This window comes from Dehalococcoidia bacterium (genome assembly GCA_035528575.1).
In the GTDB taxonomy this organism is placed as follows: domain Bacteria; phylum Chloroflexota; class Dehalococcoidia; order E44-bin15; family E44-bin15; genus DATKYK01.
Window position 1 is genome coordinate 147,183 of sequence record DATKYK010000020.1, and the last position, 25,301, is coordinate 172,483.

Annotated in this window: 27 protein-coding genes and 1 other annotated feature; of the genes, 21 read left to right on the forward strand and 6 right to left on the reverse strand. The window is 55.8% G+C overall.

What is annotated here, in order from left to right; all coding sequences use genetic code 11:
• The first annotated feature begins 281 nt into the window (after nucleotides 1-281).
• The 13 genes from VMX96_04320 to gyrB all read left to right on the forward strand — a co-directional run bounded on the left by VMX96_04320 (nucleotide 282) and on the right by gyrB (nucleotide 11,019).
• Nucleotides 282-542, forward strand: a complete 261-nt coding sequence (locus VMX96_04320) for a helix-turn-helix domain-containing protein (protein HUU63129.1) — start codon at nucleotides 282-284, stop codon at nucleotides 540-542.
• Nucleotides 535-1,914, forward strand: coding sequence for a phage portal protein (locus tag VMX96_04325; protein HUU63130.1), 1,380 nt, complete (start codon nucleotides 535-537; stop codon nucleotides 1,912-1,914). Before VMX96_04320 ends, VMX96_04325 begins: the two co-directional genes overlap by 8 nt.
• A 79-nt stretch (nucleotides 1,915-1,993) precedes the next feature.
• Nucleotides 1,994-2,533 (forward strand): hypothetical protein, encoded by a 540-nt coding sequence (locus tag VMX96_04330; GenBank protein HUU63131.1) that lies wholly within the window; start codon nucleotides 1,994-1,996, stop codon nucleotides 2,531-2,533.
• On the forward strand, nucleotides 2,533-3,606 hold the full coding sequence (locus tag VMX96_04335) for a phage major capsid protein (GenBank protein ID HUU63132.1): 1,074 nt from the start codon (nucleotides 2,533-2,535) through the stop codon (nucleotides 3,604-3,606). Before VMX96_04330 ends, VMX96_04335 begins: the two co-directional genes overlap by 1 nt.
• A 275-nt stretch (nucleotides 3,607-3,881) precedes the next feature.
• Nucleotides 3,882-4,511, forward strand: a complete 630-nt coding sequence (locus tag VMX96_04340; GenBank protein HUU63133.1) for a hypothetical protein — start codon at nucleotides 3,882-3,884, stop codon at nucleotides 4,509-4,511.
• 33 nt (nucleotides 4,512-4,544) lie between these two features.
• Nucleotides 4,545-4,670: a hypothetical protein gene (locus VMX96_04345; protein HUU63134.1), complete on the forward strand. Its 126-nt coding sequence runs from the start codon at nucleotides 4,545-4,547 to the stop codon at nucleotides 4,668-4,670.
• 25 nt (nucleotides 4,671-4,695) lie between these two features.
• Nucleotides 4,696-4,878: a hypothetical protein gene (locus VMX96_04350; GenBank protein HUU63135.1), complete on the forward strand. Its 183-nt coding sequence runs from the start codon at nucleotides 4,696-4,698 to the stop codon at nucleotides 4,876-4,878.
• Nucleotides 4,879-5,112 carry a hypothetical protein gene (locus VMX96_04355; protein ID HUU63136.1) on the forward strand — a complete coding sequence of 78 codons (234 nt, stop codon included), beginning with the start codon at nucleotides 4,879-4,881 and terminating at the stop codon, nucleotides 5,110-5,112.
• A gap of 11 nt (nucleotides 5,113-5,123) precedes the next feature.
• On the forward strand, nucleotides 5,124-5,531 hold the full coding sequence (locus VMX96_04360; protein HUU63137.1) for a hypothetical protein: 408 nt from the start codon (nucleotides 5,124-5,126) through the stop codon (nucleotides 5,529-5,531).
• A gap of 42 nt (nucleotides 5,532-5,573) precedes the next feature.
• Nucleotides 5,574-7,631 carry a hypothetical protein gene (locus VMX96_04365; GenBank protein HUU63138.1) on the forward strand — a complete coding sequence of 686 codons (2,058 nt, stop codon included), beginning with the start codon at nucleotides 5,574-5,576 and terminating at the stop codon, nucleotides 7,629-7,631.
• Nucleotides 7,621-8,082, forward strand: a complete 462-nt coding sequence (locus VMX96_04370; GenBank protein HUU63139.1) for a hypothetical protein — start codon at nucleotides 7,621-7,623, stop codon at nucleotides 8,080-8,082. The genes VMX96_04365 and VMX96_04370 overlap by 11 nt, the downstream gene beginning before the upstream one ends.
• 64 nt (nucleotides 8,083-8,146) lie before the next feature.
• Nucleotides 8,147-8,359: a hypothetical protein gene (locus VMX96_04375; protein ID HUU63140.1), complete on the forward strand. Its 213-nt coding sequence runs from the start codon at nucleotides 8,147-8,149 to the stop codon at nucleotides 8,357-8,359.
• A gap of 263 nt (nucleotides 8,360-8,622) precedes the next feature.
• Entirely contained in the window at nucleotides 8,623-11,019 is a 2,397-nt protein-coding gene (gene gyrB / locus VMX96_04380) for a DNA topoisomerase (ATP-hydrolyzing) subunit B (GenBank protein ID HUU63141.1), read from the forward strand.
• 16 nt (nucleotides 11,020-11,035) lie between these two features.
• Here the strand turns inward: gyrB and VMX96_04385 are convergent, their stop codons facing one another.
• From VMX96_04385 to dnaA, 5 genes are all read right to left on the reverse strand, one after another.
• Nucleotides 11,036-11,224 (reverse strand): hypothetical protein, encoded by a 189-nt coding sequence (locus tag VMX96_04385; GenBank protein ID HUU63142.1) that lies wholly within the window; start codon nucleotides 11,222-11,224, stop codon nucleotides 11,036-11,038.
• A 20-nt stretch (nucleotides 11,225-11,244) separates the two neighbouring features.
• Nucleotides 11,245-11,802 carry an orotate phosphoribosyltransferase gene (gene pyrE / locus VMX96_04390; GenBank protein HUU63143.1) on the reverse strand — a complete coding sequence of 186 codons (558 nt, stop codon included), beginning with the start codon at nucleotides 11,800-11,802 and terminating at the stop codon, nucleotides 11,245-11,247.
• 430 nt (nucleotides 11,803-12,232) lie between these two features.
• Nucleotides 12,233-12,835, reverse strand: a complete 603-nt coding sequence (gene nadD, locus VMX96_04395; GenBank protein ID HUU63144.1) for a nicotinate-nucleotide adenylyltransferase — start codon at nucleotides 12,833-12,835, stop codon at nucleotides 12,233-12,235.
• Nucleotides 12,836-12,902: 67 nt separating this feature from the next.
• Nucleotides 12,903-14,162 carry a GTPase ObgE gene (gene obgE / locus VMX96_04400; protein ID HUU63145.1) on the reverse strand — a complete coding sequence of 420 codons (1,260 nt, stop codon included), beginning with the start codon at nucleotides 14,160-14,162 and terminating at the stop codon, nucleotides 12,903-12,905.
• 291 nt (nucleotides 14,163-14,453) lie between these two features.
• Nucleotides 14,454-15,806 carry a chromosomal replication initiator protein DnaA gene (gene dnaA, locus VMX96_04405; GenBank protein HUU63146.1) on the reverse strand — a complete coding sequence of 451 codons (1,353 nt, stop codon included), beginning with the start codon at nucleotides 15,804-15,806 and terminating at the stop codon, nucleotides 14,454-14,456.
• 355 nt (nucleotides 15,807-16,161) lie between these two features.
• Here dnaA and fmt point away from each other — a divergent pair, with 355 nt between their 5' ends.
• The gene (gene fmt / locus VMX96_04410) at nucleotides 16,162-17,091 is read left to right on the forward strand and encodes a methionyl-tRNA formyltransferase (GenBank protein ID HUU63147.1); all 930 of its coding nucleotides are present in this window, start codon (nucleotides 16,162-16,164) and stop codon (nucleotides 17,089-17,091) included.
• A gap of 125 nt (nucleotides 17,092-17,216) precedes the next feature.
• Here the strand turns inward: fmt and VMX96_04415 are convergent, their stop codons facing one another.
• Complete coding sequence (locus tag VMX96_04415) at nucleotides 17,217-17,864, reverse strand: 50S ribosomal protein L25 (GenBank protein ID HUU63148.1); 648 nt, start codon at nucleotides 17,862-17,864, stop codon at nucleotides 17,217-17,219.
• A 531-nt stretch (nucleotides 17,865-18,395) separates the two neighbouring features.
• Here VMX96_04415 and rpmH point away from each other — a divergent pair.
• The 7 genes from rpmH to ileS all read left to right on the forward strand — a co-directional run.
• Nucleotides 18,396-18,533, forward strand: coding sequence for a 50S ribosomal protein L34 (gene rpmH, locus VMX96_04420; protein HUU63149.1), 138 nt, complete (start codon nucleotides 18,396-18,398; stop codon nucleotides 18,531-18,533).
• Nucleotides 18,534-18,535: 2 nt separating this feature from the next.
• Complete coding sequence (gene rnpA / locus VMX96_04425) at nucleotides 18,536-18,877, forward strand: ribonuclease P protein component (protein ID HUU63150.1); 342 nt, start codon at nucleotides 18,536-18,538, stop codon at nucleotides 18,875-18,877.
• Complete coding sequence (gene yidD / locus VMX96_04430) at nucleotides 18,874-19,083, forward strand: membrane protein insertion efficiency factor YidD (protein HUU63151.1); 210 nt, start codon at nucleotides 18,874-18,876, stop codon at nucleotides 19,081-19,083. Before rnpA ends, yidD begins: the two co-directional genes overlap by 4 nt.
• 31 nt (nucleotides 19,084-19,114) lie before the next feature.
• Nucleotides 19,115-20,338, forward strand: a complete 1,224-nt coding sequence (locus tag VMX96_04435; protein ID HUU63152.1) for a PQQ-binding-like beta-propeller repeat protein — start codon at nucleotides 19,115-19,117, stop codon at nucleotides 20,336-20,338.
• A 21-nt stretch (nucleotides 20,339-20,359) separates the two neighbouring features.
• On the forward strand, nucleotides 20,360-21,352 hold the full coding sequence (locus VMX96_04440) for a YidC/Oxa1 family membrane protein insertase (GenBank protein HUU63153.1): 993 nt from the start codon (nucleotides 20,360-20,362) through the stop codon (nucleotides 21,350-21,352).
• Entirely contained in the window at nucleotides 21,273-21,920 is a 648-nt protein-coding gene (gene jag, locus VMX96_04445; protein HUU63154.1) for an RNA-binding cell elongation regulator Jag/EloR, read from the forward strand. Before VMX96_04440 ends, jag begins: the two co-directional genes overlap by 80 nt.
• Before the next feature lie 130 nt (nucleotides 21,921-22,050).
• Nucleotides 22,051-22,300: a binding site (T-box leader), on the forward strand.
• Nucleotides 22,301-22,355: 55 nt separating this feature from the next.
• On the forward strand, nucleotides 22,356-25,301 hold a 2,946-nt coding region (gene ileS / locus VMX96_04450), incomplete at its 3' end, for an isoleucine--tRNA ligase (protein ID HUU63155.1).

Below are 25,301 nucleotides of genomic sequence, written 5' to 3' on the forward strand. Positions count from 1 at the left end.
AATCTCCACGTCGCCATGCTGAACTTGTTTCAGCATGCCTTGTTTCACGACAGAACACCACTGTGATTGCCACGTCGCCAGGGCTCCTCGCAATGGCGGTCGTGTTGCACGCCGCAGACCGTCCTTTCTTTTCCCACCCACCCTCCCTGGTATGTAGAATTTTGGGGGATACCCCCAAACCCCCTCCCCCGATGTAATCGGGGGACTCCCCTTTACAACGGTTTACCGGAGAGTGACAAAACCCTGTTGACAGGGTGGAACATATGTTCTAATATGGGCGCATGGATGAACTGCCCCCGGAGCAAGAGCACTACCAGGACGATGGCTGTGACCTCTTCCCCTCATGCCTGCGCTGCCCCCTCACCCGCTGTCGCTACGACATCCCGGGGAGGCAAACCAGAAAGGAGCTGAGGAATAGAGAGATGGCGCGCCTCCACCAGGCGGGGGTTGCGGTCAGGGAGCTGGCAGAGCGCTTCGGGGTGAGCCGGCGAACGGTATATCGCATCATAGCAACCCGATCGGACCGGGGGAGCTATGAATAATATAACCCTCCCCCAGCAACTGGCCCGGATGGACCGCGACCGCATGAATCGTTATTCTGAGAACCTGGCCTTCTACAACGGCGAGCAGTGGCAACGCCGTTCCGCCCGTAGCGAACGTCAGTTGACTATCAACTATGCCAAAGCCCTTGTCGATAAAGTCAGCTCCTATCTCATGTCGGGCTTTACTTTCGCTGTAGACCCTGTCATTCCTGTCCGTCTTACGGACTCCGATATTCCATTCGGAGAAAGCTCCCCCGATCCTGCGGCGGCTGCCGAGCGCTTTTTACGCAGCGTCTATGACGATAATGATCTTTTCGCCCTCGACTTTGATACCGAGGTTGATTGCGCTGTGATGGGAGACGCTGCCTATAAGGTCACCTGGTCTCCCACTGAGAAGCGCATTCTCGTCACTGCTCCGGATGTCCAGGGGCTATACGCCTGGTGGATACCGGATAATGTCACCTCTGTTTACCGGGTGGCTGCGCGCTACCGTCTATCCGCTGAGGAGGTAAATATACTCTACGGCATATTACCCAAGGGCAAGACCGCCTGGGTCGTTGAGCTCTGGACGGACAAATTATTTGAGCTATGGATCGATAGCGATCAGGTCCATAGCAGCGCAAACCCTTACGGCTTTATACCCTATCTGCTATTCCCCAATCTCAGAGAGCCTAAGAAGTTCTGGGGGATCTCCGATATCCCCGTCATAATCGAATCCCAGCGCGAGCTCAATAGAGCCGTGTCGCAGTTATCCCGAATCCTGGAGCTCTCCGGCAACCCTATCGCCGTTCTGGAGAATGTGGAGGAGTCCTCCGATATTGCCGTCCGGCCAGGCTCTGTCTGGAATATACCTGAGGATGCCAGGGCTTATCTCCTCGACCTGCTCCAGGGCGGGGGCGTCCGACTTCATATCGATTTTATCGAGCTCCTATTCCGCATAATCCACGACGTTTCTGAATCCCCCAAGGCAGCATGGGGCGGGGCTGAGCGAGACCTCTCAGGCGTTGCCCTGGAGATTGAGATGCAGCCCCTTCTTCAGAAAGTTAGGCGAAAGCGCCTCATACGTGCCGCTGTATACCGCCGCCGAAACGAGATGATCCTCGCCCTTGCCGAGCGCTTCCTGGGGCAATCTTATGGCGATGTCACCCACCGCATTATCTGGGGGCCGGTGCTTCCCCGTGACTTCCAGCGCCAGGTCACCAATGAGGTAGCACTAATCCAGAGCGGGGTTCATTCACGGCGCTACGCCATGGATAGCCTCGGGATAGAGGACCCTGAGCGGGAGTTTTCTCAGTGGCTATCCGAGAGACAGCGAATAATGCAGCAGAATAGAGACCTTAACGCAAAGTCTACACACCTTGGGAGTGAGTGAGTGATGTGTCGCCTTAGCGTTTGTCCGAGTGCCCCGATAAATCGGGGTGCTCGGAGGTAATAAAAACGAGGAGGATATTGTGACCGAGGAAACCACTGCACCAACGGATGGTGCTCCCGACCAGGCTCCGGTCCGAGCGGAAACATCGGACTCCGATGCTATGCTCGGAGGGCAGGTTGCCGAATTACAAGCCGCCCTAGCGGCCAGGGATGCCGAGTTCGGGAAGCTGAAGGAAGCCCTTGCCGAGAAGAGCGCCCTTGCCGATTCTCAGGAGCAGGAGCTTTCCACGCTACGGCCTGCAGGCGCCGCCGCGGAGGAGAGGATCGCCGGCCTTACCGATAGTCTATCCGAGGCTATTTCCAAGTACAAGGATAGGCTCTACGCCGCCCACCCTGAGCTACTTGAGAATATGATTATGGGTGAGACTATTAAGGAGATCGACGATTCCCTGGGTAGCGCTCTACTGCTCGTCGATAAGGTCAAGGCCAATGTCGCCGAGCAGGCAAAGGTTGTTACGGTCCCCGCCGGCTCACCCGAGCGCACGGGCACCCCCGATTTTATCGGGGCCATGAGCGCTAAGGAAAAGATCGCATACGCTGTCGCAAAGGAGGCCAAGTAATGGCTATAACACTAACCGAAGCAGCCAAGCTATCGACCGATATTCTCTTGACGGGGATTATGGAGACCATCGTCAAGGATTCGCCGGTATTGCAGCGGCTGCCGTTTATCGAGGTTGTAGGAAACGGGCTAACCTACAACCGGGAGCTTACCCTGCCCGTTGTCGCATGGTATGACGAAAACGCTGCGTGGGGTGCCGAGACCGCACCAACGCTCACTAAAGTCACCGCCGGCCTGGAGATCCTGGGGGCTAACGCCGACGTGGACAACTTCATCAAGGCCACCCGCTCCAATATCCAGGACGTGGAGGCAGCGGTAATTGAGCTCAATTCTAAGGCTATCCGCCATGAGTTCGAGAAAACCTTCATCGACGGCCTGGGGACTTCCGGGGCTAAGGACTTCGCCGGCCTGAATGCACTCGTTCCCGTGCATTCCGATTGGGCAGCCGATACCGCCTACGCCCTGGGGGACTATTGCATCGCCACCACCTTTAATGGGTGGAGGTATGAGGCTACCGTTGCCGGCAGTTCCCACGCCACCACCGAGCCGACCTGGCCCACCACCGAGGGGGGGACTGTTGTTGACGAGGGTGTTACCTGGACCTGCCGTCGCTGTCCTTCCATTGAGGCGGGGACTAACGGGGCCACGCTCACCCTGGCCATGCTGGACGAGCTCATCGATAAGGTGTTGGGCGGGAAGCCCGATCTCCTGCTCATGAGCCGGCGGTCGAGGCGAAAGATCAACGCCCTGTCCAGGGCAGCCGGTGTCAATCTCCAAACCGAGCGTGACGAGTTCGGCAGTTTCATTGATCTCTATAACGGCATTCCTGTCGGGGTCAGTGACTGGATACTGGACAACGTCACCCAGGGGACTAGCGGCGTTACCTCCAATATCTACGCCTTCCAGATGGGGGAGGGCGCTCTGTGCGGGCTTTCGTCTCCTGGGCTGATACAGGTGGAGAGGGTCGGTCAGCTTGAGAGCTACGATGCCACCCGTACCCGCATCAAGTTTTACTGCGGGCTAGCCCTGTTCAGCACAGTAAAGCTCGGTCGCCTGTACGGGGTTACGGACTAGGCCAAGGGGTACTTTACTCTTGTATAGCGCGGGAGAGGCGGGGCTGTATCGGGGCTGTAGGGTGGGTGTAGTGAAACGAAACCCACCAGTCGAGGGCATGCGTTTTTCGGCCCCGCCTCTCGGCTATTCCATACGTTGTATGGTATTCGACTCGTGAAACTGGGGCACTTAGGGGCAAACTCGTAAGGCTGTTTTTTTAGCCCTAATATATAGAAAGGGGTCCGACGGACCCCGATACATCGGGGCGATGAATGAAATATCATCGGAGGTGTTAGGTGGACTTATCAATCATGGTCACCCAGGTCAGGCGGGATCTCAGGGATGAGGATTCCGAAAACTACAACTGGACGGATGATGAGCTCAAGCGTCATATCGCCCACGCTCTCTATGATCTCTCCGAGCAGATTCCCCGTGAGACTACCGTAACTCTCTCAACTGTCAGTGGTTCGATGGACCTTGATATAGCCTCTCTCTCTGATCGTGTGGTTGTTCACGCTGTCGAGTATCCTCTTGACTGCACTCCCAGGCGTTATCAGCGCTTCTCCCTGTGGGGGGATACTTTAACTTTTCTCCTCGATCTATCGGGGCCTATCCCCGACGGCTCAGATTGCACTATCTACTATGGCAAGATTCACACCCTCAATGGCAGTGCTACCACCTTGCCCACGAAGTATCACGATCTCCTAGCTATGGGGTCTGAGGGCTATGCTCTGATATCGTGGGGCGGCTATTCGGTTAACCGGGTTAATCTTGGCGGTCCCGATGTATCCGCTGACTACCGCCATTCCGGTGACCTTAAATTAGACTTGTTCTACAGCCAGATAAAGCGCCTCGGGCGCCGGCACCGGGCGTTAGTATCCAGGCTCTACACCCCCGCCGAGGCACCGGTGAGCATGTCCGAGTGAAACATCGGACTCCCCAGGGAGGCGTTTGCTATCATGGGGGACCCGAAAGACCCCGATGTATCGGGGGAGGGCGAGATCATCGAGGCAGCTAGGCATCTAGCCAATCACTACGTCAGGGCCGGCAGGTCTCTCCCCGATACGTTGGCGGTTCTGATTTAATGCTTTAAGAGAGGAGGTATTAGTTATGGTTATTTCAAAGCTTAGCAGCAGGAAGTTCTGGATTGGCGTGATCGCTGCTATCTTTTCTATGGTGGCTCTTCTCGGCTATGACATACCCATTGAAGAGGTAGTTATTGTCGACGCAGTAATGGCCATCTACATTCTCGCCGAAGCTATAGTGGACTGCTTCCGCAAAGAGAAAGCGTAAATGAGAAGCCTAAGCGATACCCTTAAAGCAGCGCAGCGGTCAGGGTCCGCACGCCCCTACGTTACGGCCGAGGTCCGCCAGAGGATAGCGGGCATCCGCCGGCTCGATTTCACCAGAGAATATGAAGGCCCCCAGGGAGACGGTTTTAACGCTCTGACCGCCACCGGTGACGATCATATTCTCAGGCTGTGGGTCAATCCAGGCGACAACAAGCTATACACTCAAATCTTATAAGGAGGATCACAATGGCTAACATGCTCTATGAAAAAGCTAGGCAGGGTTTTCTCGATGGGAGTATCGATTGGGACACCGACGACATCCGGGCGATCTTGATCGATACCGCCGATTATACCGTTGACCTGGACGCCCACGACAACCTCGACGACATCCCCGCAGGGGCCAGGGTTGCCGTCTCCGGATCGCTCACCGGCAAGACGGTGGTCGATGGCGTAGCCGACGCCGACGATGTGACGTTTAGCGCGGTGACCGGGGATCAGTGTGAGGCGATAGTGCTCTACAAGCACACCGGCGTTGAATCCACGTCCCGTCTAATAGCCTACATCGACAGCGCTACCGGCTTGCCCGTCACGCCCAACTCCGGAGATATCGAGGTCCAGTGGGCTGATGGGGCGAGCAAGATATTTAAGCTGTAACTTGTACCTTGCGGCTTGAAAACTTGAAACTGAGGTTGAGCCATGTCCACCAGGTATGAGTATTATGACGCCGGCGCGACAGCTGTTTGGGCAGCCCAGGGCAACTCGGTTAGCGCCCAAACCTTTACCCCTTCTGTCGCCCACATCATCACGTCCGTAAAGATAAAGGCGTTTCGTGTAGGTTCTCCAGGTACTGTAACTGCGAGCATACGGGCCACAGATGTCAACGGCAAGCCCACAGGTGTTGATTTATGCTCAGGCACTATAGACGGCAACGGCTTTACCACGGATACCGCAGGTGTACTCTATGAAATCACTCTCGGGGCGGGTACTGCCCTTGCAGCATCAACGAAGTACGCCATCCTTATCAAAGCCCCCAGTGGTGACACTTCTAATTACGTCCAGGGTCTAGGCGCAGGTGGCAATCCCTATGCCGGTGGTCAACTGTGTGGTAGTAGCGATAACGGCGTTAACTGGACAATTTATGCCGACTATGACAAGAACTTCGAGGACTGGGGTACTACTACACAAACCATCGCCCCCACTAGCATTGCCAGCGCCGAGGCATTCGGCACTCCCACCGTAGCCCCAGGCCCCGTTACCGTCTCCCCCCCGTCCATCGCCTCAGGAGAGGCGTTCGGCACGCCCACGGTCGCCCTCGTCCCCCTGCACGTATTCCCCTCCTCCATTCCAAGCGCTGAATCCTTCGGCAAGCCCAACCTCAAATATGACCAGGTGATCGCCCCCCCGTCCATCGCCAGCGCTGAGGCGTTCGGCGTCCCCACCGTTGCGCCCGGTCCCGTCACTGTCTACCCCACCACCATTGCCAGCGCTGAGGCGTTCGGCGTCCCCTTCGTCTGCCACTACGTCGGCGTCACGTCCTATGCCGTCGCCGCTTGCTCATACGGGTCGAGCGTCTATCTATTCCGTATCGGCCTCGACGGCCACCTATACCGCCGCCAGAGCGCCGATAACGGCGTTTCTTGGGCTGCTTGGGTCGATATGGGCGATATAACAGGGACCGCCGACTTCCGCCTCGCTTGCTGCTTCAAGGATGCTGACGAGGCCATTGTGCTCTATTCCACTGGAGCGTCCATTTACCGCCGTCGATTAAGCGGCGGGACCTGGGAGGCGGCCGCCGCCTGGACCAATAGCCTCAATTCTATTACCGGTATCGCTGTCACCTACATGGGAGACTGGAATGTGGCGGTCACCGGCACCGATACCGCCGATTGCCCCGGATTATGGACGTGCATACTCGGCGACGGCTATAGCGGTGCCGTGGGGACGTGGTATTCACTCAATGCGCTCATGTCGGCCGAGTATGGATCGGGTATCTCCTACCACTTCCCCACCCTCGATATGCCCGATGTGTTCCGCATGTTCTTTATCGAGACCTATAGCGGTACTGAGGCTTATTCCATGCCATTCTTTACCTACTCTCTCCCCACCGCCGATTTTATCGACAACCTGTGGCGTGAGCCTGTACCGTTCAACCTATCGAGTGAGTATGGTATTCACATGGCCCACGCCGGCGGTAGCGTTTTTTTAAGCTGCCCCTACGGGTACTGGACCGCAGTTCTCACTCCCGCCAGCGTGGATTTGACCGGTGATCTCACCGGTGCCCACCTATCGCTGAAGCCCTTATCGGGAGAGCTCAGTCTATTACTTCGAAACGACGACGGCCGGTACAACTCACCGTCCTTTACCAGAGGGTGCGATATCCGCTTGAAACTCGGCTACCACACCGCAGCCGGGGCGGAGACCGCCGGCTATCTCCCCATAGTTACAATCGATTCTATCGAGCGCACTCTTAAAAAGGGGCGTTCCGTTGTCACCCTGCACGCCCTGGACGGGTGGTCGCTACTCTATAACTGGATAGCCCGCTATCAGTTCTCTTGGGCTGCCAGCGAGAAAAACATCTTCCAGCTGCTGTCGTTCGTATTCGCCCGTGCCGGCATCGCGCTATCGTCCTACTCGACGTCGAGCCGCATCACCGCCTACGAGCCCGCTTTCACTATTCACCCGGGGGAGCGTGGTATAACTGCCGTTAAGCGCCTCTTATCGCTTGTTGAGGACGTTATTCTCTTTGTTCGGTGATACTGCGTATCTTATTCATCCGCAATCGACCGATAGCGCCGATTATGCCTATGGCATCGCTCACAAGGTGAGCGAGTGTGTCACGTTCGAGAATACGATTTCTGAAAATATCGCCCTAACACATTCTGAGACTATTGCCGTGGGGGACTATAGGTGGTCAGAGATTAACCTTGTCTACGATAGACTTTCCAAAGAGTTTGACGATAACATTGCTACAGCAGCCGACGCCCACAAGCAAGGCGAGGCAACTCTAAGAGAAGCCGAGCTCTCTAAAGTTGCCGGCACGATAACAGTCCCAATGAATGTAGCCCATGATCTTTACGATGTTGTTGAGCTAACCGTGCCCCACCTTGACATCTCCTCACAGCTTTATCGCTTGGCTGCCATAGATTTCTACTGGACACCTGAGAAGAAAGCATACAATCAGCGCCTTCTATTGAGTGGGGTGTAGTAGTGGGTAGGCTGGCCGACGTCGGCCAGCCTACCCGAGGGCACGTATATTATTAGAGGTATGAATGATAAAGAGAGGTATCCTCAAAGCCTTCGATAGTGGTACATACCTTGCCACCGTTCAGATGATAGGTAGTCTCCCGACATGGATGCACGGTATACCGGTATCAAGAGGCATACCCACCGATCAAATGGTTGTAGGTAGGAGTGTTCTCATATATTTTTCCTCACCCGGAGGCCCCGCATCGGCGGTACTTCTAGCAGTGTGGACACCATAATCTCTTGATCAACTGCTACCACTACCCCTTTAATACGCCATCCGCCATCATACCCCTTTCTACATAATCCACTGTCTGCAAGCCTCTGATCACCCAATGTGCCGGGGACGGGAAGAAATATTTTACAAAAGCCTCCATTTGTGGTATAATTTCTTAATGCAGGGAACTACAATCTCAGTGGTTTTCTTTTAGGTTTCGCCAAGGCTTTGCTTTAGCTGGGGCGAAACTTCCTTTTTATATGGGAGGCCGCGATTAGTACAGATATAGAAGAGAGCCGGAACAGAAACAACGAATACAATGCCGAAGACATCATGGTGCTGGACGGCATGGAGGCGGTGCGCCGGCGCCCGGGGATGTATATCGGTAGCACCGGGCAGCACGGGCTGCACCACCTGGTACAGGAGATCGTCTACAACAGCATAGATGAGGCATTGGCCGGCGCCTGCGACATGGTGGAGGTGACCATATTCGAGGACGGTCGGGTGGCGGTCGCCGATAACGGCAGGGGGATCCCGGTTGAGGTGCACCCGGTAACCAGAACCTCGGCTCTTGAGGCGGTGATGACCGTGCTTCACGCCGGAGCCAAGTTCGGTGGCCGGGGCTATACCGTCTCCGGCGGGCTCCATGGGGTAGGAGCCTCGGTGGTAAACGCCCTCTCCTCCGATCTCCGGGTGGAGGTGAAGAGGGACGGCAAGCGCTACCGGCAGGAATACTGCCGCGGCGTGGCCCAGAACTCGGTGGAGGAGATAGGAGAGGCCACAGACACGGGGACGGTCACCACCTTCCTTGCCGACAAGGGGATATTCGGTGACCTAAGCTACGACTTCAACGCGCTGGCGCAGCGCTTCCGCGAGATGTGCTACCTCACCAAAGGGGTGGAAATTCACTTCGAGGATAAAAGGTCGGAACGGGAGGTCACCTTCTACTTTGAAGGGGGAATCGCCAGCTTTGCCCGATACCTCAATAAGAATCGCCCAGTGTTGCATGAGCCGATCTATATCTCAAAGACGGTGAACGGCACCGAGGTGGAGGTAGCACTACAGTATAACGAGGGCTTTGCAGAGACCGTACTCAGCTTTGCCAACTGCATCAATACCCAGGACGGCGGCACACATCTTACCGGGTTCCGCTCCGCCATGACCCGCGTTATCAACGACACCGCCAGAAATATAAAGCTTCTCAAGGAGGATGAGGTCAATCTAATCGGCGATGACACCAGGGAGGGGCTGGTGGCCATCATCAGCGTCAAGCTGGCCGAGCCCCAGTTTGAGGGGCAGACAAAGGCCAAGCTGGGAAATCCGGAGACAAAAAATCACGTGGAGTCTGCGCTAGTGGACGGGCTCGCCCAGTACCTCGACGAGCACCCCGCAGAGGCCAAGCGGATCGTGGAGAAGTGTCTCACCACCGCACGTGCCCGGGAGGCGGCGCGCAAGGCGCGCGACCTGGTGCTCAAAAAGAACTCCCTGGAAGCGGGCACCCTGCCCGGCAAGCTGGCGGATTGCTCTGACAAGGACCCTGCGCAGTGCGAGATCTATCTGGTGGAGGGGGAGTCGGCGGGCGGCTCTGCCAAGCAGGGACGGGACCGACGCTTTCAGGCGATCCTCCCCTTGAAGGGCAAGATACTCAACGTGGAGAAGGCCTCTCCGGAGAAGATGCTGGCTCATGTAGAGATCCGCATCATCATCACCGCACTGGGTATCGGCATCGATAAGCAACTGGATCTCTCCAAGCTGCGCTACCACCGCGTAATCATCATGACCGATGCCGATGTCGATGGCTCCCATATCCGCACCCTGCTACTCACCTTCTTCTTCCGCCACATGGTGGATCTTATCAACGGCGGTCATCTCTTCATCGCCCAGCCGCCCCTATACAGACTGGGTGACGGTAAAAAAGCAGAGTGGCTTTACTCCGAGGCGGAAATGGAGCGCTCCATCGCTAAGAAAGCTTTTGAGGAGCTCTCCGTCCGCTCAACAGATGGCTATATTACTCACAAGGGAACCAAGATAGGCGACCTGTTGAATTCACTCAGGGAGCTGGAACGGGGGCTCGATGCCCTGGAGAAGGAAGGCATACCGCGGCAGATAAGCGCCATTCTGCTTGTGAACGAGGAGTCCTTCCACCGCCTCGACCTCTCTAGGAAGGAAAGCATGCAGCAGCTAAGCAGGTGGCTTGAGGAATCCGGATATCCCACCAGCTTATGCCTGGATGATACCGACGATGAATACTGGGTTGAGGTTGAATTCAAGGATCATAAAATAAGGCTGGACAAGCGCGTTCTTGAGCACGCCGCCCTTCATGGCTGCTTCAATGCGTATCCGCAGGTCAGGCGCCTTACCAACAACAAATCATACACCATTGTTAAGAAGGGCAGAGAGATCGGCAACGATATTCCCTGGTATGAGCTTGCCGGGGTGCTCCAGAAAAGCGCTGACCGGTCAGGAATAGCGCTCCAGCGCTACAAGGGACTGGGGGAGATGAGCGCCCAGCAGCTCTGGGAGACCACGATGAACCCGGAGACCAGGACGATATTGCAGGTCAACGTAGAGGACGCGGTCAAGGCGGATAAGATATTCGAGACGCTCATGGGTGATGAGGTGCCTCCCCGCAAGGCCTTCATCCAGGCCCACGCCAAGAGCGTCAGGAACCTGGATATTTAAGGCCACGCTTGCGATCCTAGCAGCGATTTCGTATTCTCTTGATGGGTGCTGTTATCAGGACAAATAGCAAGCGCGGTATGAACAGGATAAGACCGACACAGAGCCTGCCCGCCCTGATCCAGAAGTTCTTGTGCTCCTGGGCTTCATACTCATCTACTGCCCCTTCAAGTATGCTGTCAAAGATCTGATCCTCTGATGGACACATTTTAGTTCTCCTGTTATTGATTATTCAGTTCTAATCTCTCCCGCCGCGTCCGCATGCAGGATTGCAGTAAAATCGTAGCCGCGCCTATGCAGTTCATCGCTTCCCCCCTGGTGACGGTCCAGAAGCGCCACTACCTTGGCCACCCGGCAGCCCGCCTCCTCCACCGCCTTTATCGCTTTCAGGGTGGAACCTCCTTTGGTGATTACATCCTCGACGATGGCCACACTGGAGCCTTTTTGGGGGATATGACCCTCTATAGCCTTCTGCGTCCCGTGCTCTTTCATATCCCCTCTCACGATGAAGGCGGGGATTGGCTTCCCTTCCATATGGCTGACCAGCGCTACAGCAGCGACGATGGGGTCGGCACCCAGGGTAAGCCCGCCAACAGCATCTATTCCGCTATCTCTTAAAAGATCAAAGACCAGCCTGCCGGCAAGGTATGCGCCCTCCGCGGAGAGGGTAACCATCTTGAGGTCAAAGAAGTATGTGCTCTTAGCCCCCGATGCGAGGGTGAAATCGCCGCGCACAAGCCCCCGCTCCTTGACCAGCTCCATAAACCGCTCCCGCTGCTCCAGCATCAATTCAAACTCCCCTCTTTTTGTCCCTCACAAATTGGTCGTATGGAATGTGGGAAAATGTTCCCTGTCATTGCGAGCCAGGATAAGCAATTCAAGCATCTCCCACCCACCCTAAAAAGGTATTACCTGGGGATACCCCCCGGACCCCCAACACGGGAGATTCCCCGGTCGGAGCGGATGCTCCGACCCACCCAAAATCCCATACCCCAACCCCTGAAATAGGCCGAAAAGTTCCCCAGTCAATTGGGGTGGGGTGCACCCCTTGGTAACTGTTGGTTGCTAAGACACACGGTCTGGCATGTATATCTCTGCCAAATCCTTCGTCACTTTAAAGCAATTCCCCTATCACAAAGCGCCGCAGGCCGTTGCCTGTCATTCCGGGTCGTTAACAATAGTATCACATAATGAAATAATGCTGTGTATACGACGTCTATTTATAGAGCCCCTTCTCCCTGATATAGCGTTCCACCGCAGCGGGGACGAGGCCCGTTATGGTGAGGCCGCAGGCAACCCGCTCCCTGATAGCGGAGGAGCTTATGTCACTGAGCGGGTTATTCAAGATGGTGATGTGCTTTGAGATCCCGGGAAGGTCCCGCTCCATTTGCTTCAGGTCTATGTCCAGGCACCCAGGGCGCCTCGCAGCCACCAGTCGGCATATGGTGACAATCCTCTCCGGCTCTCTCCATTCTAAGAAACCGGCCAGGGCATCAAGCCCCAGGATGTAATAAAGCTCTGCATCCGCGCCGAGCTCGCGTTTCAGGTCGTTAAGTGTATCCACAGTGTAGGAGGGTCCGGGACGGTCTAGATCAATGCTCGCTGCGCTGAAAGACGGGTTTTCGGCGATAGCAAGCTCGGTCATCGCCAGGCGGTGCTCACCTGGGGCGATGTTCCTATGCCCCTTGAGCCAGGGCTCTCCTGCGGTAACAAATACAACCCGTGATAGCCCCAGCTTCTTCCTAGCCGCCTCGGCGATTACCAAGTGCCCGCTGTGTACCGGGTCGAAGGTCCCTCCCAGCACCCCTATCTTAAGCATTTCTCTCCTATGCTTGGTACCATTCCTAAAAGGGATGTCTTTAGCAAACCCGGTGATTGGCCTTTCTCTATTCCCATATCATCTCCATTTTACCAAACAGCACCCTGTCTCCGGGTTTCACCCCTGCCCTTTTAAGCGCTCCGACGACCCCCATCCCGGCAAGCTGCCTCTTGACGTAGCTGCGGGCCTCCGGGTTCTCCAGGTCCATCCTGGCGAGCACCCGCTCCGCCCTCTCGGATGATACCATAAAGGTGTCCCCTTCTCTGGAAACGACCACCTTCTCCCTTTTGGGCCGGGGACGAAATACCTTTAGCGCCTCGGGTGGTTGAGGCGCGGATGCTGTGTCCAGCACCTCATAAGCCTTCGCCATTAGCGAGTGCACCCCTTCGGTGGAGGCCGCGGAGATAAAAAAGATCTGTGATTCCCCCTGTCCTAGCTCCCTTTCCAGTTCAGGTATGCGCTCCCTTACATGGGGTATGTCTATCTTGTTCACCACTATAAGCTGCGGCTTCTCTGCCAGCACCGGATTGTACTGTGATAGCTCGTCATTTACCCTCTCCATATCGGCAAGGGGGCTATCTGAACCGCCGTCAAGAAGGTGAATGAGCACCCTGGTACGCTCGGCATGGCGCAGGAAATCGTGCCCCAGGCCCCGTCCTCGGTGAGCACCCTCGATGAGCCCCGGTATCTCGGCCAGCACGAAGGTACTTTGTCCAACCTCCACTACCCCCAGTACCGGCTCCGTGGTAGTGAAGGGGTAGTCGGCAACCCTGGGCCGCGCCTCCGTCGCTGCCGCCAAGAGAGTTGACTTTCCTACGCTGGGATAGCCGATGATTCCCACATCTGCTATAAGCTTCAACTCGAGGATCAGTGAGGTCTCCTCCCCCACCTCCCCCTTCTGAGCTATGCGTGGCGTACGGTTAGTGGAAGTTCTAAAGCGTGCATTACCATGGCCGCCGCGACCTCCGTGCGCCACCAAAACTTGCTGTCCATCCTCTGTTAGGTCGGCGAGCAAATACCTTTCACCGCCAGCATTCCTGTAAATAAGTGTACCCGTCGGAACCATGATCCTGAGGTCGCGGCCACTTTTGCCATGCCTTTTCTTGCTAGCGCCGTTCTCCCCTTGCTCAGCATAAATATGCCTCCCCCCACGATAGAATTTTTGTAGCGTTTTCATTCCTCTATCGGCAACAAAATAAATACTGCCTCCGTTACCTCCATCACCTCCATCGGGACCTCCGAAGGGAACGTATTTTTCGTGGCGAAAGCCTACTACTCCTCCTCCGCCATTCCCGGCCTTAACCTCAAGCTCAACACGATCGATCAATTACGCACACCTTATTTTTAGTAATATTATATCAATCAAACTATATTAAACAACCTTAACAAGAATAATAAGGGATGTGTGTATGTGCAAGACAGTTACCGATTGTGAGGTGTCCACTGGTGCAAACATGGTGAGCAGAGTGTGCTGGCAGAAGTGATTGATGTGGGCAGCAAGAAACGCACATTTCTAGAGAAGGGGGTTTACATAAAAAGGATCAACTTGTGCACATTTACCGCAGGTTATGCACGGAATACGGCCGCTTCTGCACAATAGTTATGTTTTGTGGTGCCTTTATGTGGGTCTTTTGGCGAAGAGCTGCTCCCTTATCTCAATGGCGTCGCGGCGCAGCTGGGGGTTGGTATTTATCTCTAAGGAGAGTTTATCATAACCGCGGAGTATGCTAGAGTGGTCTCTATTACCCAGCACCCTGCCGATCTCGCTGAAGGAACTCCCAGTCTCCTCCCGTACCAGGTAGATAGCGAGATGACGACCCAGTACAGTCAGCTTGTCCCGCCGCTTGCCTGTAAGGGCTTCCGGTTCGAGATCGAAGTACTTGGCGACATTGGCGATAATGAGCGCTGGAGTTATGGAGCGGCGGGGCGCCGTCTCGGGGAACTCGGCGAGCGCTTGTGATGCCAGCTCAATGGTGAGGGTTACCTTGGAAAGGCGGGAGTAGGCCACAACGCGATTCAACGCGCCTTCGAGCTCGCGAATGCTCTTCTGAACCTTGCGGGCGATGAAGTCAATTACCTCCGGTGGTACCGATATCTTATTCTCCTCTGCCTTGGCTTGAAGTATGGCCAAGCGTGTCTCCAGGTCGGGAGGCTGGATATCGGCAATGAGCCCCCATTCGAAGCGGGAGCGCAGTCGGTCCTCAAGCAGGGGCATGGACTTGGGGGGGCGGTCGCTGGTTAGCACGATCTGGCGGCTGGCATTATGGAGGTCGTTAAAGGTGTGGAAGAAGCCCTCCTGCGTCTGCTCCTTCCCGATAATGAATTGGATGTCATCGATTAACAGAACATCCACACTGCGATACTTCTGGCGGAAATCCTCCGTCTTCTGCTCCCGGATGGCTTTAATGAACTCGTTGGTAAACTGCTCGGTGCTCACATAGAGCACGCTAAGCTTGGTTTTGTAAACTAAGCACCCTATGGCGTGAAGCAGGTGGGTCTTCCCTAAGCCGACGCCGCCGTAGATAAATAGCGGGTTGTAGACACGACCCGGCTTTTCCGATACCCCTAGTGCGGCGGCGTGGGCTAGTCGATTGCAATTACCAACGATAAAGGATTTGAAGGTGTACTTGGGATTAAAGTGGTTGGTTCCCGTTTTGCGGAAGTTCGTACCGGCAGAGGGTTTGCCGTTCCCCTTGGACTTGGCCGTAGTGCTCTGCTCATGAATTTGAAAACGGACACTCACACCATCCCCAATGATGCCGATGAGGGTCTTATGGATAAGCGAGGTCAGTCGCTTCTCCAGCCACTCAATGGAGAAGGTGGATGGCACGCCAACCACAAACTGATCCCCCTGATAGCTCAAGCCGACGGTGTCTTTTAACCAGGTGTCATAATTTGTCCTCGATAGCTGTAACTGAAGCTCCCCCAGTGCCGCCTCCCAGATATCCTTGGCCGACTCCTTAACCAGCATCCTTTTCACACTCCTTAATGTAGTGGCACAGATAAGGGCCCTTCGTAATCGCCATTTCAGTGATGTACCCGAGGCCGGTAGGTCGGCCTGAATCGGGAGCACTGATATTTAAGGTCGCCTGAGTCTTAGACAGTTCTATCAAGGATATCGGAAGGCGCAACAGAAACATTACCAAGAAATGCACCAGGGGTCAATATGTTTTTGCACCAATTTTGCCCCGATTTCCGTTAACTTTTTGCCCTATTTTTAAACCTCCAACACAATTTTTACGAACAATCGACGTAAAGTTATGGGTCCTCTTTTTTGCTGGTGGCTAGAATGAATAGTGCTTCCATGATAGAATATCCTTGCTACGATGCGCATCGTTTTTATGGGTGCCCCCCAGTTCGCCGTGCCAGCCCTGGAGCGGCTTATCTCTGGCGAGCACACGGTGGTCGCCATTTACACTCAGCCGGATAAGCCGGCGGGGCGTGGGCGTATGCCCTCCTTCCCTCCGATTAAGCGGGTGGCCCTGGAATATGGGCTCGAGGTGCGCCAGGTGGAAAGCTTTGCAAAGGCTGACGCCGCCGCCTCACTGGCGGATCTCAGCCCCGATGTTATCGTGGTTGCCGCCTTTGGCCAGATCCTGCCTCCACGGGTGCTCGCTGTCCCGCCCTTCGGCTGCATCAATCTGCACCCATCGCTGCTCCCCAGGCATCGCGGACCCACGCCCATCCCATCGTCGATCCTGGCCGGCGATGAGTGGACCGGCGTCTCCATCATGCTCCTTGATGAGGGCGTCGACAGCGGCCCCATCTTAGAACAGCGCAGGGTGTTAATCGCGCCTCAGGACACCACTGACTCCCTGACCGACAAGCTGGCACAGATCTCCGCCCAACTCCTGGAGGAAACGCTCCCCCGATGGCTCTCCCGCTCGCTTACTCCTCAGCCGCAGCCGGAGGAGGGAGCCACCTATACCAGGCTTATATCCAAGGGAGATGGTAATATCGACTGGCAGATCCCGGCTGTTCATATAGAGCGAATGGTGCGCGCTTATTACCCCTGGCCCGGCTGCTATACCACTTGGCGGGGGAAGATGCTCAAGATAGTGTTGGCAGCCCCGATAACAGGGGAGAGGGGAGAGTCTGGAAGGGTGCTCACGCTCCCCCGGGGTGAGGTCGGGGTGCAATGCGGGGAGGGAATACTCAGGTTGCAAGGGCTTCAGCTCGAGGGGAAGCGGGAGATGGCTGCCGATGAGTTCCTGCGGGGGCAGCGGGATTTTGTCGGCTCGCTGCTCCCCTGTTAAAAATTAGCTGATACTCCGAGCTAATGTCCCTGTCTATGTGGGCCCTGAGGGCGACCTGGTCTGGCTAAGCAAAGTCACTAGTAACTAGGACCTGTTGTCCCTGGACTGATGGTTTATCGCTGGGCTTATTCCGATTTCTCCTCACCCTCCGCTTCCCCTGGTGGGGCCTCAGCCTCTTCAACCGATACCGCCTCCTCCTCAATCAGTTTCTCGACTTTGCTCTCCATCACCTTGACCACCAACTGGTCGGGATCGGTTAGCACCTCAACCGCCTCGCCCACCACGATGTCCCGCACGTGAATAGACTGGTTGATCTCCTTAAGCACGGTGAGGTCTACCACGATATTTCGTGGCAGGTTAGCGGGTAGGGCTTCTACCTCGAGCGAGGTCAGGTTCTCGATTAGCATGGTGTGGCTAGTCATGGCTGCCGGGGCCTCGCCGAGGAACAGAAGCGGAACATCAGCCTTCACGCTGTGGGTCATCTCCACCTGGAAAAAGCCCACGTGCAGCAGGTCGCCAGTTAAGGGGTGGCGCTGCATATCGCGGATCATCGCCATTCTTGGCTCCTTGGCACTATCGACGTTGAGGGCTATCAGGGCATTGCGGCCCACCTTGGCGATGAGACGCTTCAGCAGCGAGGTCTCTACCTGGAGGGAGAGGGATTCGATATTGGGTCCGTAGAGGTTGACTGGGGTGAGCCCTTCACGGCGAAGGAACCTCACCTTCTTTCCAAGAACATCCCTATGGCTAACCTTCAGTTCATCCCGGTTCACTTCTACCCCCTAAGCAAGGCTGATTTATATTATACAACTACCCCGGCCTTGGCGTCCAGTATTATGCTGGAGAATTCTCATCCCTGGGGACAAGTAATGGAGAAAACATACCTAATACACTATAGGTTTTACCAGGCGGGAGTCATGAAGGGGAGTCCAGAGTGGATTCCCCTCTGGGGGGATTGGGGTTGTAACATAAGAAAAACACCCTGGAGCGGGTGGACAGTAAAAGACAAGCTCCTCCTTTCCAGATTCTCGCGATCGTAGCAGGAGTTCCCAGCCGAAGTAAAAACCAACCCCTCTGTTATAAAGGGCCGCAGACCGTTGCCTGTCATTAAGAGCTATGCCGTGAGTTAAGCTAAGGGGTGGCGAAGGGGTGGCGAAGATTCTGAACCTGGCGCAAGGTTCAGAATGACAGAGGGTTACGCCGCTTCGCGGAGCGAAATCCACGATATCATGTGTCAACCATCTGTCTTAAACCATCAATAGTCACTGTTTGACACCCCAATCAGGTTACAGTATAATCGTAGAATGCCGAAGCGGACCTACCAGCCGAAAAAGATCCCCAGAAAGCGAAAGCACGGCTTTCTAGAGCGCATGAGCACCCGTGGTGGTCGTGCCGTGCTGCGGAGGAGGAGGCTCAGGGGCCGCAAGCGGCTCACGGTATAGTTATGGTGAAAGCGGAGCGACTTGCCGGGAGAAGGGAGTTTGAGGCGGTTTTCACTGGGGGTAAATCCTGGGCAAATAATCTGGTGGCTTTGCGGGTGCTACCCAATGGATCGGGGTCGAATCGCTATGGTTTTGCCGTGGGAAAGCGATTGGGTGGGGCGGTTGTGCGCAATCGGGTGAGGAGGCGGCTGCGGGAGGTGGTGCGGCTCACTCCGATGAGGAGCGGCTGGGATATGGTGTTCATCGCCCGACAGACCGCTGCCGAAACCGATTACCATGCCCTGAGGGGGGCCACTGAGGAACTACTGGCTCGAGCGCAGCTACTGGGTGGCGGGAACGGATGAAGAGGATTGCTCTGGGCTTAATCAGTGGTTATCAGGTTACCATTTCACAGGTAACCGCTCACTCCTGCCGTTTTGTGCCCACTTGCTCGCAGTTTACCTATGAGGCAATTGCGAAGTACGGTCTCTTGCGGGGGGGTTGGATGGGGGCAAAGCGCCTCGCTCGTTGCCATCCGTTGAATCCCGGTGGGTTTGACCCGGTTCCTTGATGCCCCGGGTCTCCGCTGCCAGGAGGTTTTATTGACGAAAACAAAGACTTTTTTAATGCTGGCTTTGCTTGCCGTGGGGTGTCTGCTCCTTTCGGGGTGTGCTGCTACGATGATGGGCGCCGGGACGGGCTGGTCCGGGCCGGTAGTGGAGGATAATGTCCTCTATGTGGGCACCGCCGGTGGGAAGCTGGTAAGCTATAATCTAGAGAGTGACCCCCGGCCGTATGCTGAGGAGTGGTGGCGGTTTCCGCCAACGGGTGAGCCCTGGCCTGGAGGAGGGGAAGGAGGCGGTGGCTTCGGTAGCTTCCTTGCCTGTGCCCCCACGACGACAACGGCTATCTACAGCAGCCCCGTTGTGGAAGGGGGCATGGTCTATATCGGCGCCTACGAGGGCAGGGTATATGCGCTGAACTCCACCAGTCGCTTAGTCGGGTACTCTTTCCCCGAGGAGTCAGCCGGGGAGTGGGTCTACCCCAGGGAGGGAGAGGAAAGCATCGGCGACATCGTGGGCAGCCCGGTGGTCGCCGGCGGCATACTCTATGTCGGTTCTGCCGATGGCAATCTATATGCCATTGACACCGCCACCGGGAAGTTGGCATGGGACCGACCCCTCTATGAATCCGGGGATGATATATGGGCCACCCCGCTGGTTGATGATGGCGTGGTCTATATCGGCAGCTTTGACCGTAATCTCTATGCTTTAAATGCCACGGATGGCACGATGCTCTGGGCATTCGAAGCGAAAGGGGCGATCGTCGCTACACCGCTTATATACAGCGATACCATCTACATCGGCTCCTTCGACCGCGAATTCTACGCCATTGACGCCAGCACGGGGAAGGCCAAAGTGGGCTTTACCCCTTTCCATGCGGACAACTGGTTCTGGGGTAAGGCAGTGGCCTATGATGATACCATCATGATCGGCAGCCTCGATGGTCGGATCTATGCCCTCGATGCCGAAAGCGGAGAGTCTAAGTGGGAATATGAAACCGGGGGGTCGGTCCGCGGCGACCCCGCCCTGATTGGCGACCTGGCTATATTCGGCTCCGATAACGGAAGGGTCTATGCTATAAACGCTTCTAATGGGCAGGAAGCCTGGCATTACCCCACGGGGGAGGATTATTTCGGTCCAATTCGTGCATCCCTTTATGCCGGGGATGACGAGGTGTATGTTTATGACACGCAGAACAGCAAGATTTTCGCTCTGGGGGCGGAGCACGGCGATCTGTTATGGAGCGTGTCCACGCTCGAGTGAGCATGTTAGAGAATTTTCCTGATGAGTAGAAACCGCCTGATATTAATCCTCGTCGCCGCTGCGGTGATTGTCCTTTCATTAACCTATGGGCTTGTCAACACCTTTGATCTCATCCTGCTCCAGCCCATGCTCAATTTCATGATCCTGGTCTCCAATGCTCTCTTTAATAGCTTCGGCCTGGCGATCATCGTCCTGGTCATCGTTGTGCGCCTGCTGATGACGCCCCTAACCCTGAGGCAACTGCACCACACCCGGGCGATGAGCCTGATGGGGCCGAAGATAAAGGAGCTCCAAAAGAAGTACGCCAAGGATAAAAAGAAGCTCCAGCAGGAGATGGCGAATGTGTATAAGGAGAGCGGGATAAGCCCCATGGGCTGCGTGGGGCCCATGTTGATTCAGCTTCCCCTCTGGATCGCCCTCTATCGCTCCATCCTGGGAGCTGTGGCGACAACCCCCGAGGCACTGCTGGGTCTTTCCCATAATCTCTATTCCCTGTCGGCGATTCATCATGCGGTTCCCCTAAATGGGGATTTCCTCTGGCTCAACCTGGCCCAGCCTGATGTGCCCCCTAATGGGTATTTCATCCTGCCCGTTCTGGTAGCGGCCTCGATGTGGGTGCTGCAAAAGATGTCCACCGTGCCCACACCGGACCAGCAGCAGCAGTCGATGAACAAAATGATGATCTGGATGATGCCCCTTATGTTTGCATTTTTCACCCTCGCCTTCCCCAGCGGGCTGGCGCTGTTCTGGGTGGTATCCAATATAATTGGCATTATAACGCAGTATTTTATCACCGGGTGGGGCTCGCTTTTCGTGAAAGCCCCGGCTGCGGCACCAAAGGTGGCTATAGAGCAGAGTATAGAAACACCCGAGGCGGCCATTCAAGAGGAGAAATTGGCTGCTGAGAGGGAGAAACAACAAGAGAGGGTGGCGCATGGAAAGTCTCGAGACAAGCGCAAAGACCGTGGAAGAAGCCGTCGAACTGGCACTAGAAAAACTCGGCGCAAGCCGTGAAGAAGTGGAGGTGGTAGTCCTAAAAGAGGGAAAGCCAGGAATTTTCGGTTTTGGCGGTGAGGATGCAACGGTCAGGGTAGTCAGGCGGCAAACTGATGAGGTGAGGCAGGAGGCGGCCGCCCTGGCCAGGCAGATGCTGGAGAAGATTCTTTCCCTGATGAGGGTATCGGCCTCCATAGAGGAGAAAGAGACATCCCAAGAGGAGCGAGCCCTTATCGGCCTAGAGATCAACGGCGATGATCTGGGCATTCTAATCGGGAGGAGGGGTCAGACCCTGGCCTCGCTGCAATACCTGGTCTACCTCATGGTGAGCCATCAATTGAAGGCTCGTGTAAGCATGACTATAGATGTAGCCGGCTATCGGGAGCGCCGCATGGAGGCGCTCAGGGATCTGGCGTGGCGCACGGCGGAGCGTGTTACGGCAACCGGGCAGACGGTGCCACTGGAGCCGATGCCGGCAAGCGAGCGCCGCATCATTCACCTGGCGCTCAGGGACTGCCAAGGGGTTATCACTCAGAGTGTCGGCGAGGGTGATTATCGTAAGGTGACCATCCTCAAAGGGGAGTAGTTTGAGCCTTGACTTAGCCATTGGACATGCGAATCTCTTTCTGTATTATTTTATTAAAAAAAAGATGCTTTATTTTCCTGGCCTCAACTGGGGGAGAGGCGCATGTTTATAAAAGTGTTTGAGGAAGGGTGAAAAGGCGAAGACGGAGAAGAGTAAGAGGGAGAAGGCGCTTAGCGAGTCTGGTATGGTGAGAGCAGATGCGACCTGCCTTCTGAAAATCCCTCCCGAGCTGCTAACCGAACGCGACAGTCTTAGGCGTCAGTAGGCTTGGCCGGCCTCGTCGGCCGTTATACAAGACGAACCCCACATGGCGGGGTTTGATGAGGGCCCCGATAGCGGGGAATTAGGGTGGTACCGCGGGCATGAAGCCCGTCCCTTGTGGGCGGGCTTATTTAGATTAAGAGAGGCCATATCTACCCAACTGGTGAGAACATAATGTTTGAGCAGGGGCAAAAAGGCGAGGAGATGTTCCGGCCGGTGCCGGGCAAGATAAGCTTTCCTGAGCTGGAGAAGCGCATCCTCCAGTTCTGGAGGGAGGAGCGCATCTACCAGCGGAGCGTTGCCGAGCGAGAAACCTCTCCCCTCTTTGTCCTTTACGAGGGGCCGCCTACCGCAAACGCAAGCCCCGGGGTACACCATATCCTTTCTCGGGTGTTCAAGGATGTCATCCCCCGCTACAAGACGATGAAGGGGTACTGCGCCCCGCGGAAGGCGGGCTGGGATACCCACGGGCTACCGGTGGAGCTGGAGATAGAGCGGGAGCTGGGTTTCTCCTCAAAGGTGGAGATCGAGGCCTACGGGGTTTCCCGTTTTAATGAGCGCTGCCGGGAGAGCGTGTTTCGCTATCAGCGGGAGTGGGAGGAGGTGACCGAGCGTATCGGTTTCTGGCTCGACATGGAGCACCCGTATGTAACGCTGGATAATAGTTATATCGAGTCCTGCTGGTGGGTGATCAAGCAGCTATGGGAGAAGGGGCTGATCTATCAGGGCTACAGGGTCACCCCCCACTGCCCCCGGTGTGGCACCTCGCTATCGTCCCATGAGGTAGCCCTGGGCTACGAGGAGACGGATGACCCCTCGGTCTGGATAAAGTTCAAGGTTGCGAAAAGGGCCATGGGATATTTAGAAAAACTTGGCGCCCGGCTTGATTTACCAACCTACCTTCTCGCTTGGACGACAACTCCCTGGACACTGCCCGGCAATACCAGCCTGGCCGTTGCTCCTGAGGCGGATTATGCTATTGCCAAAGTGGAGATTGATAATCGTGAGGAGCAAATCATTCTAGCAGAGGCCCTCCTTGAAAGCTCGTTGGTTCATCCCTATCAGGTTCTAAGCACCTGTAAGGGAAGTGAACTTGTAGGAATGCGATTGCACGAACAAGGGGTAGAGTATGAGCCTCTTTACACCTTTTCTCCGGAATTTTACCGGACATTCGTTTACAAGCCCGGGGTTGAAGTTGGACCTGGAGGGTTAGCAAAGGAGCATCCTGGCAGAGGCGAGAATTTTTTCCTAATTGCAGCGGACTTTGTGGTACTTGATGAGGGCACCGGCATCGTGCATATTGCCCCTGCCTTTGGGGAGGTGGATTTTAAGGCAGGATATCCTAACGGCCTCTATTTTGTGCAGCCAGTGGATGAGCGGGGCAATATGAAGGGAAATCCTCTTTTTGATGGTAGATTTGTTAAGGATGATAAGGAAGATGAGGGTGCCGACTCAATCATTATCGCTGATCTCAAACTAAGACGGCTCCTCTATCGCCGCGAGACCATCCGCCATACCTATCCCTTCTGCTGGCGCTGCGCCACCCCACTCCTCTACTACGCCAAGCCCTCCTGGTATATAAAAACTACGGCGAAGAAGGACCGGCTTATCGCCGGGAACGAGGAGATCAACTGGTATCCGGAGCATATCAAACGTGGGCGCTTCGGTGACTGGCTGGAGAACAATGTTGACTGGGCCTTCTCCCGCGAGCGCTACTGGGGAACGCCGCTCCCCGTTTGGCGCTGCGAGGGTTGTGGCCACGAGGAATGCATTGGTAGCGTTGTGGAGCTAAGGGGTAAAAAGGGGCTTTCGGGCTTGGAAGAGCCGTTAGACCTTCATCGCCCCTTTGTAGATAATATATCTTTTGAATGTCCCAAGTGTGAGGGCGGGAAAATGAGCCGCCTGCCCGAAGTCCTCGATGCCTGGTTCGACTCGGGGGCGATGCCGGTGGCTCAGTGGCACTACCCCTTCGAAAACAAGGAGGTCTTCGAGAAGTTCTTCCCTGCCGACTACATCTGTGAAGCGGTAGACCAGACCAGGGGCTGGTTCTACACCTTACATGCTCTATCCACCCTGCTCTTCGACCGCCCCTGCTTTCAGAATGTCATCTGTCTGGGTCATATCCTGGATGACAAGGGGGAGAAGATGAGCAAGTCCAGGGGGAACGTGGTTGATCCCTGGACCGTCCTGGATAATCAAGGTGCCGATGCCCTGAGGTGGTATCTATTGACCTCGTCGCCAGCGGGCAGCGTACGCCGCTTCTCCGCGGAGCTGGTGAGCGAGGCGCAAAGGAGGTTTATCCGTACCCTGTGGAATACATATTCCTTCTTTGTTACCTATGCTAACATCGACAAGTTTAACCCACGCGCCGCAGTCCATTTAGCCGAAGGAGCAGTGCTTGACCGCTGGATCATCTCCGAGCTGAACCAGCTCATCGCCGATGTCACCGACGCCCTGGAGGGCTATAATCCAACCGACGCCGGGCGCCGCATTCAGGGCTTTGTGGAGGACCTATCCAACTGGTATGTGAGGAGGAGTCGCCGTCGCTTCTGGAAGAGCGAGAGCGATGCCGATAAGCTGTCGGCGTATAACACCCTGTACGAATGCCTGGTTACCCTTACAAAGCTTCTCGCCCCGCTTATCCCCTTTGTCGCCGAGGAGATGTACGGCAACCTGGTGTGCTCCTTCTATCCCGATGAGCCGGAGAGCGTGCACCTCGCCCGGTTCCCCGTCGCCGATATGGAGAGGGTGGATGAGCAACTGGCTCAGGACACGCGCCTGGCGATGAGGGTGTCCAGCCTGGGGCGGGCGGCGAGGAGCAGGGCCGGCATCAAGGTGCGTCAGCCTCTGGCAAAGGTGATAGTGGGTAGAGGATCAGTGGGGGCGATAGGATCACTGGGGGCGACCGGGCCTCAGGTTCTTGAGGAGCTGAATGTAAAAAAAATTGAGTTTGAGAAAGATGACGCTGTTTTAAAACGCCTTTCTGATGAGCCAAAGATCGAAGTGGCTGAAGAAGGTGGCCTTAAAGTAGCCATTGACATGGAAATTACGCCCGAGCTTGCCGATGAGGGGATGGCGCGGGAGCTGGTGCACCGCCTCCAGACGATGCGCAAGCAGGCC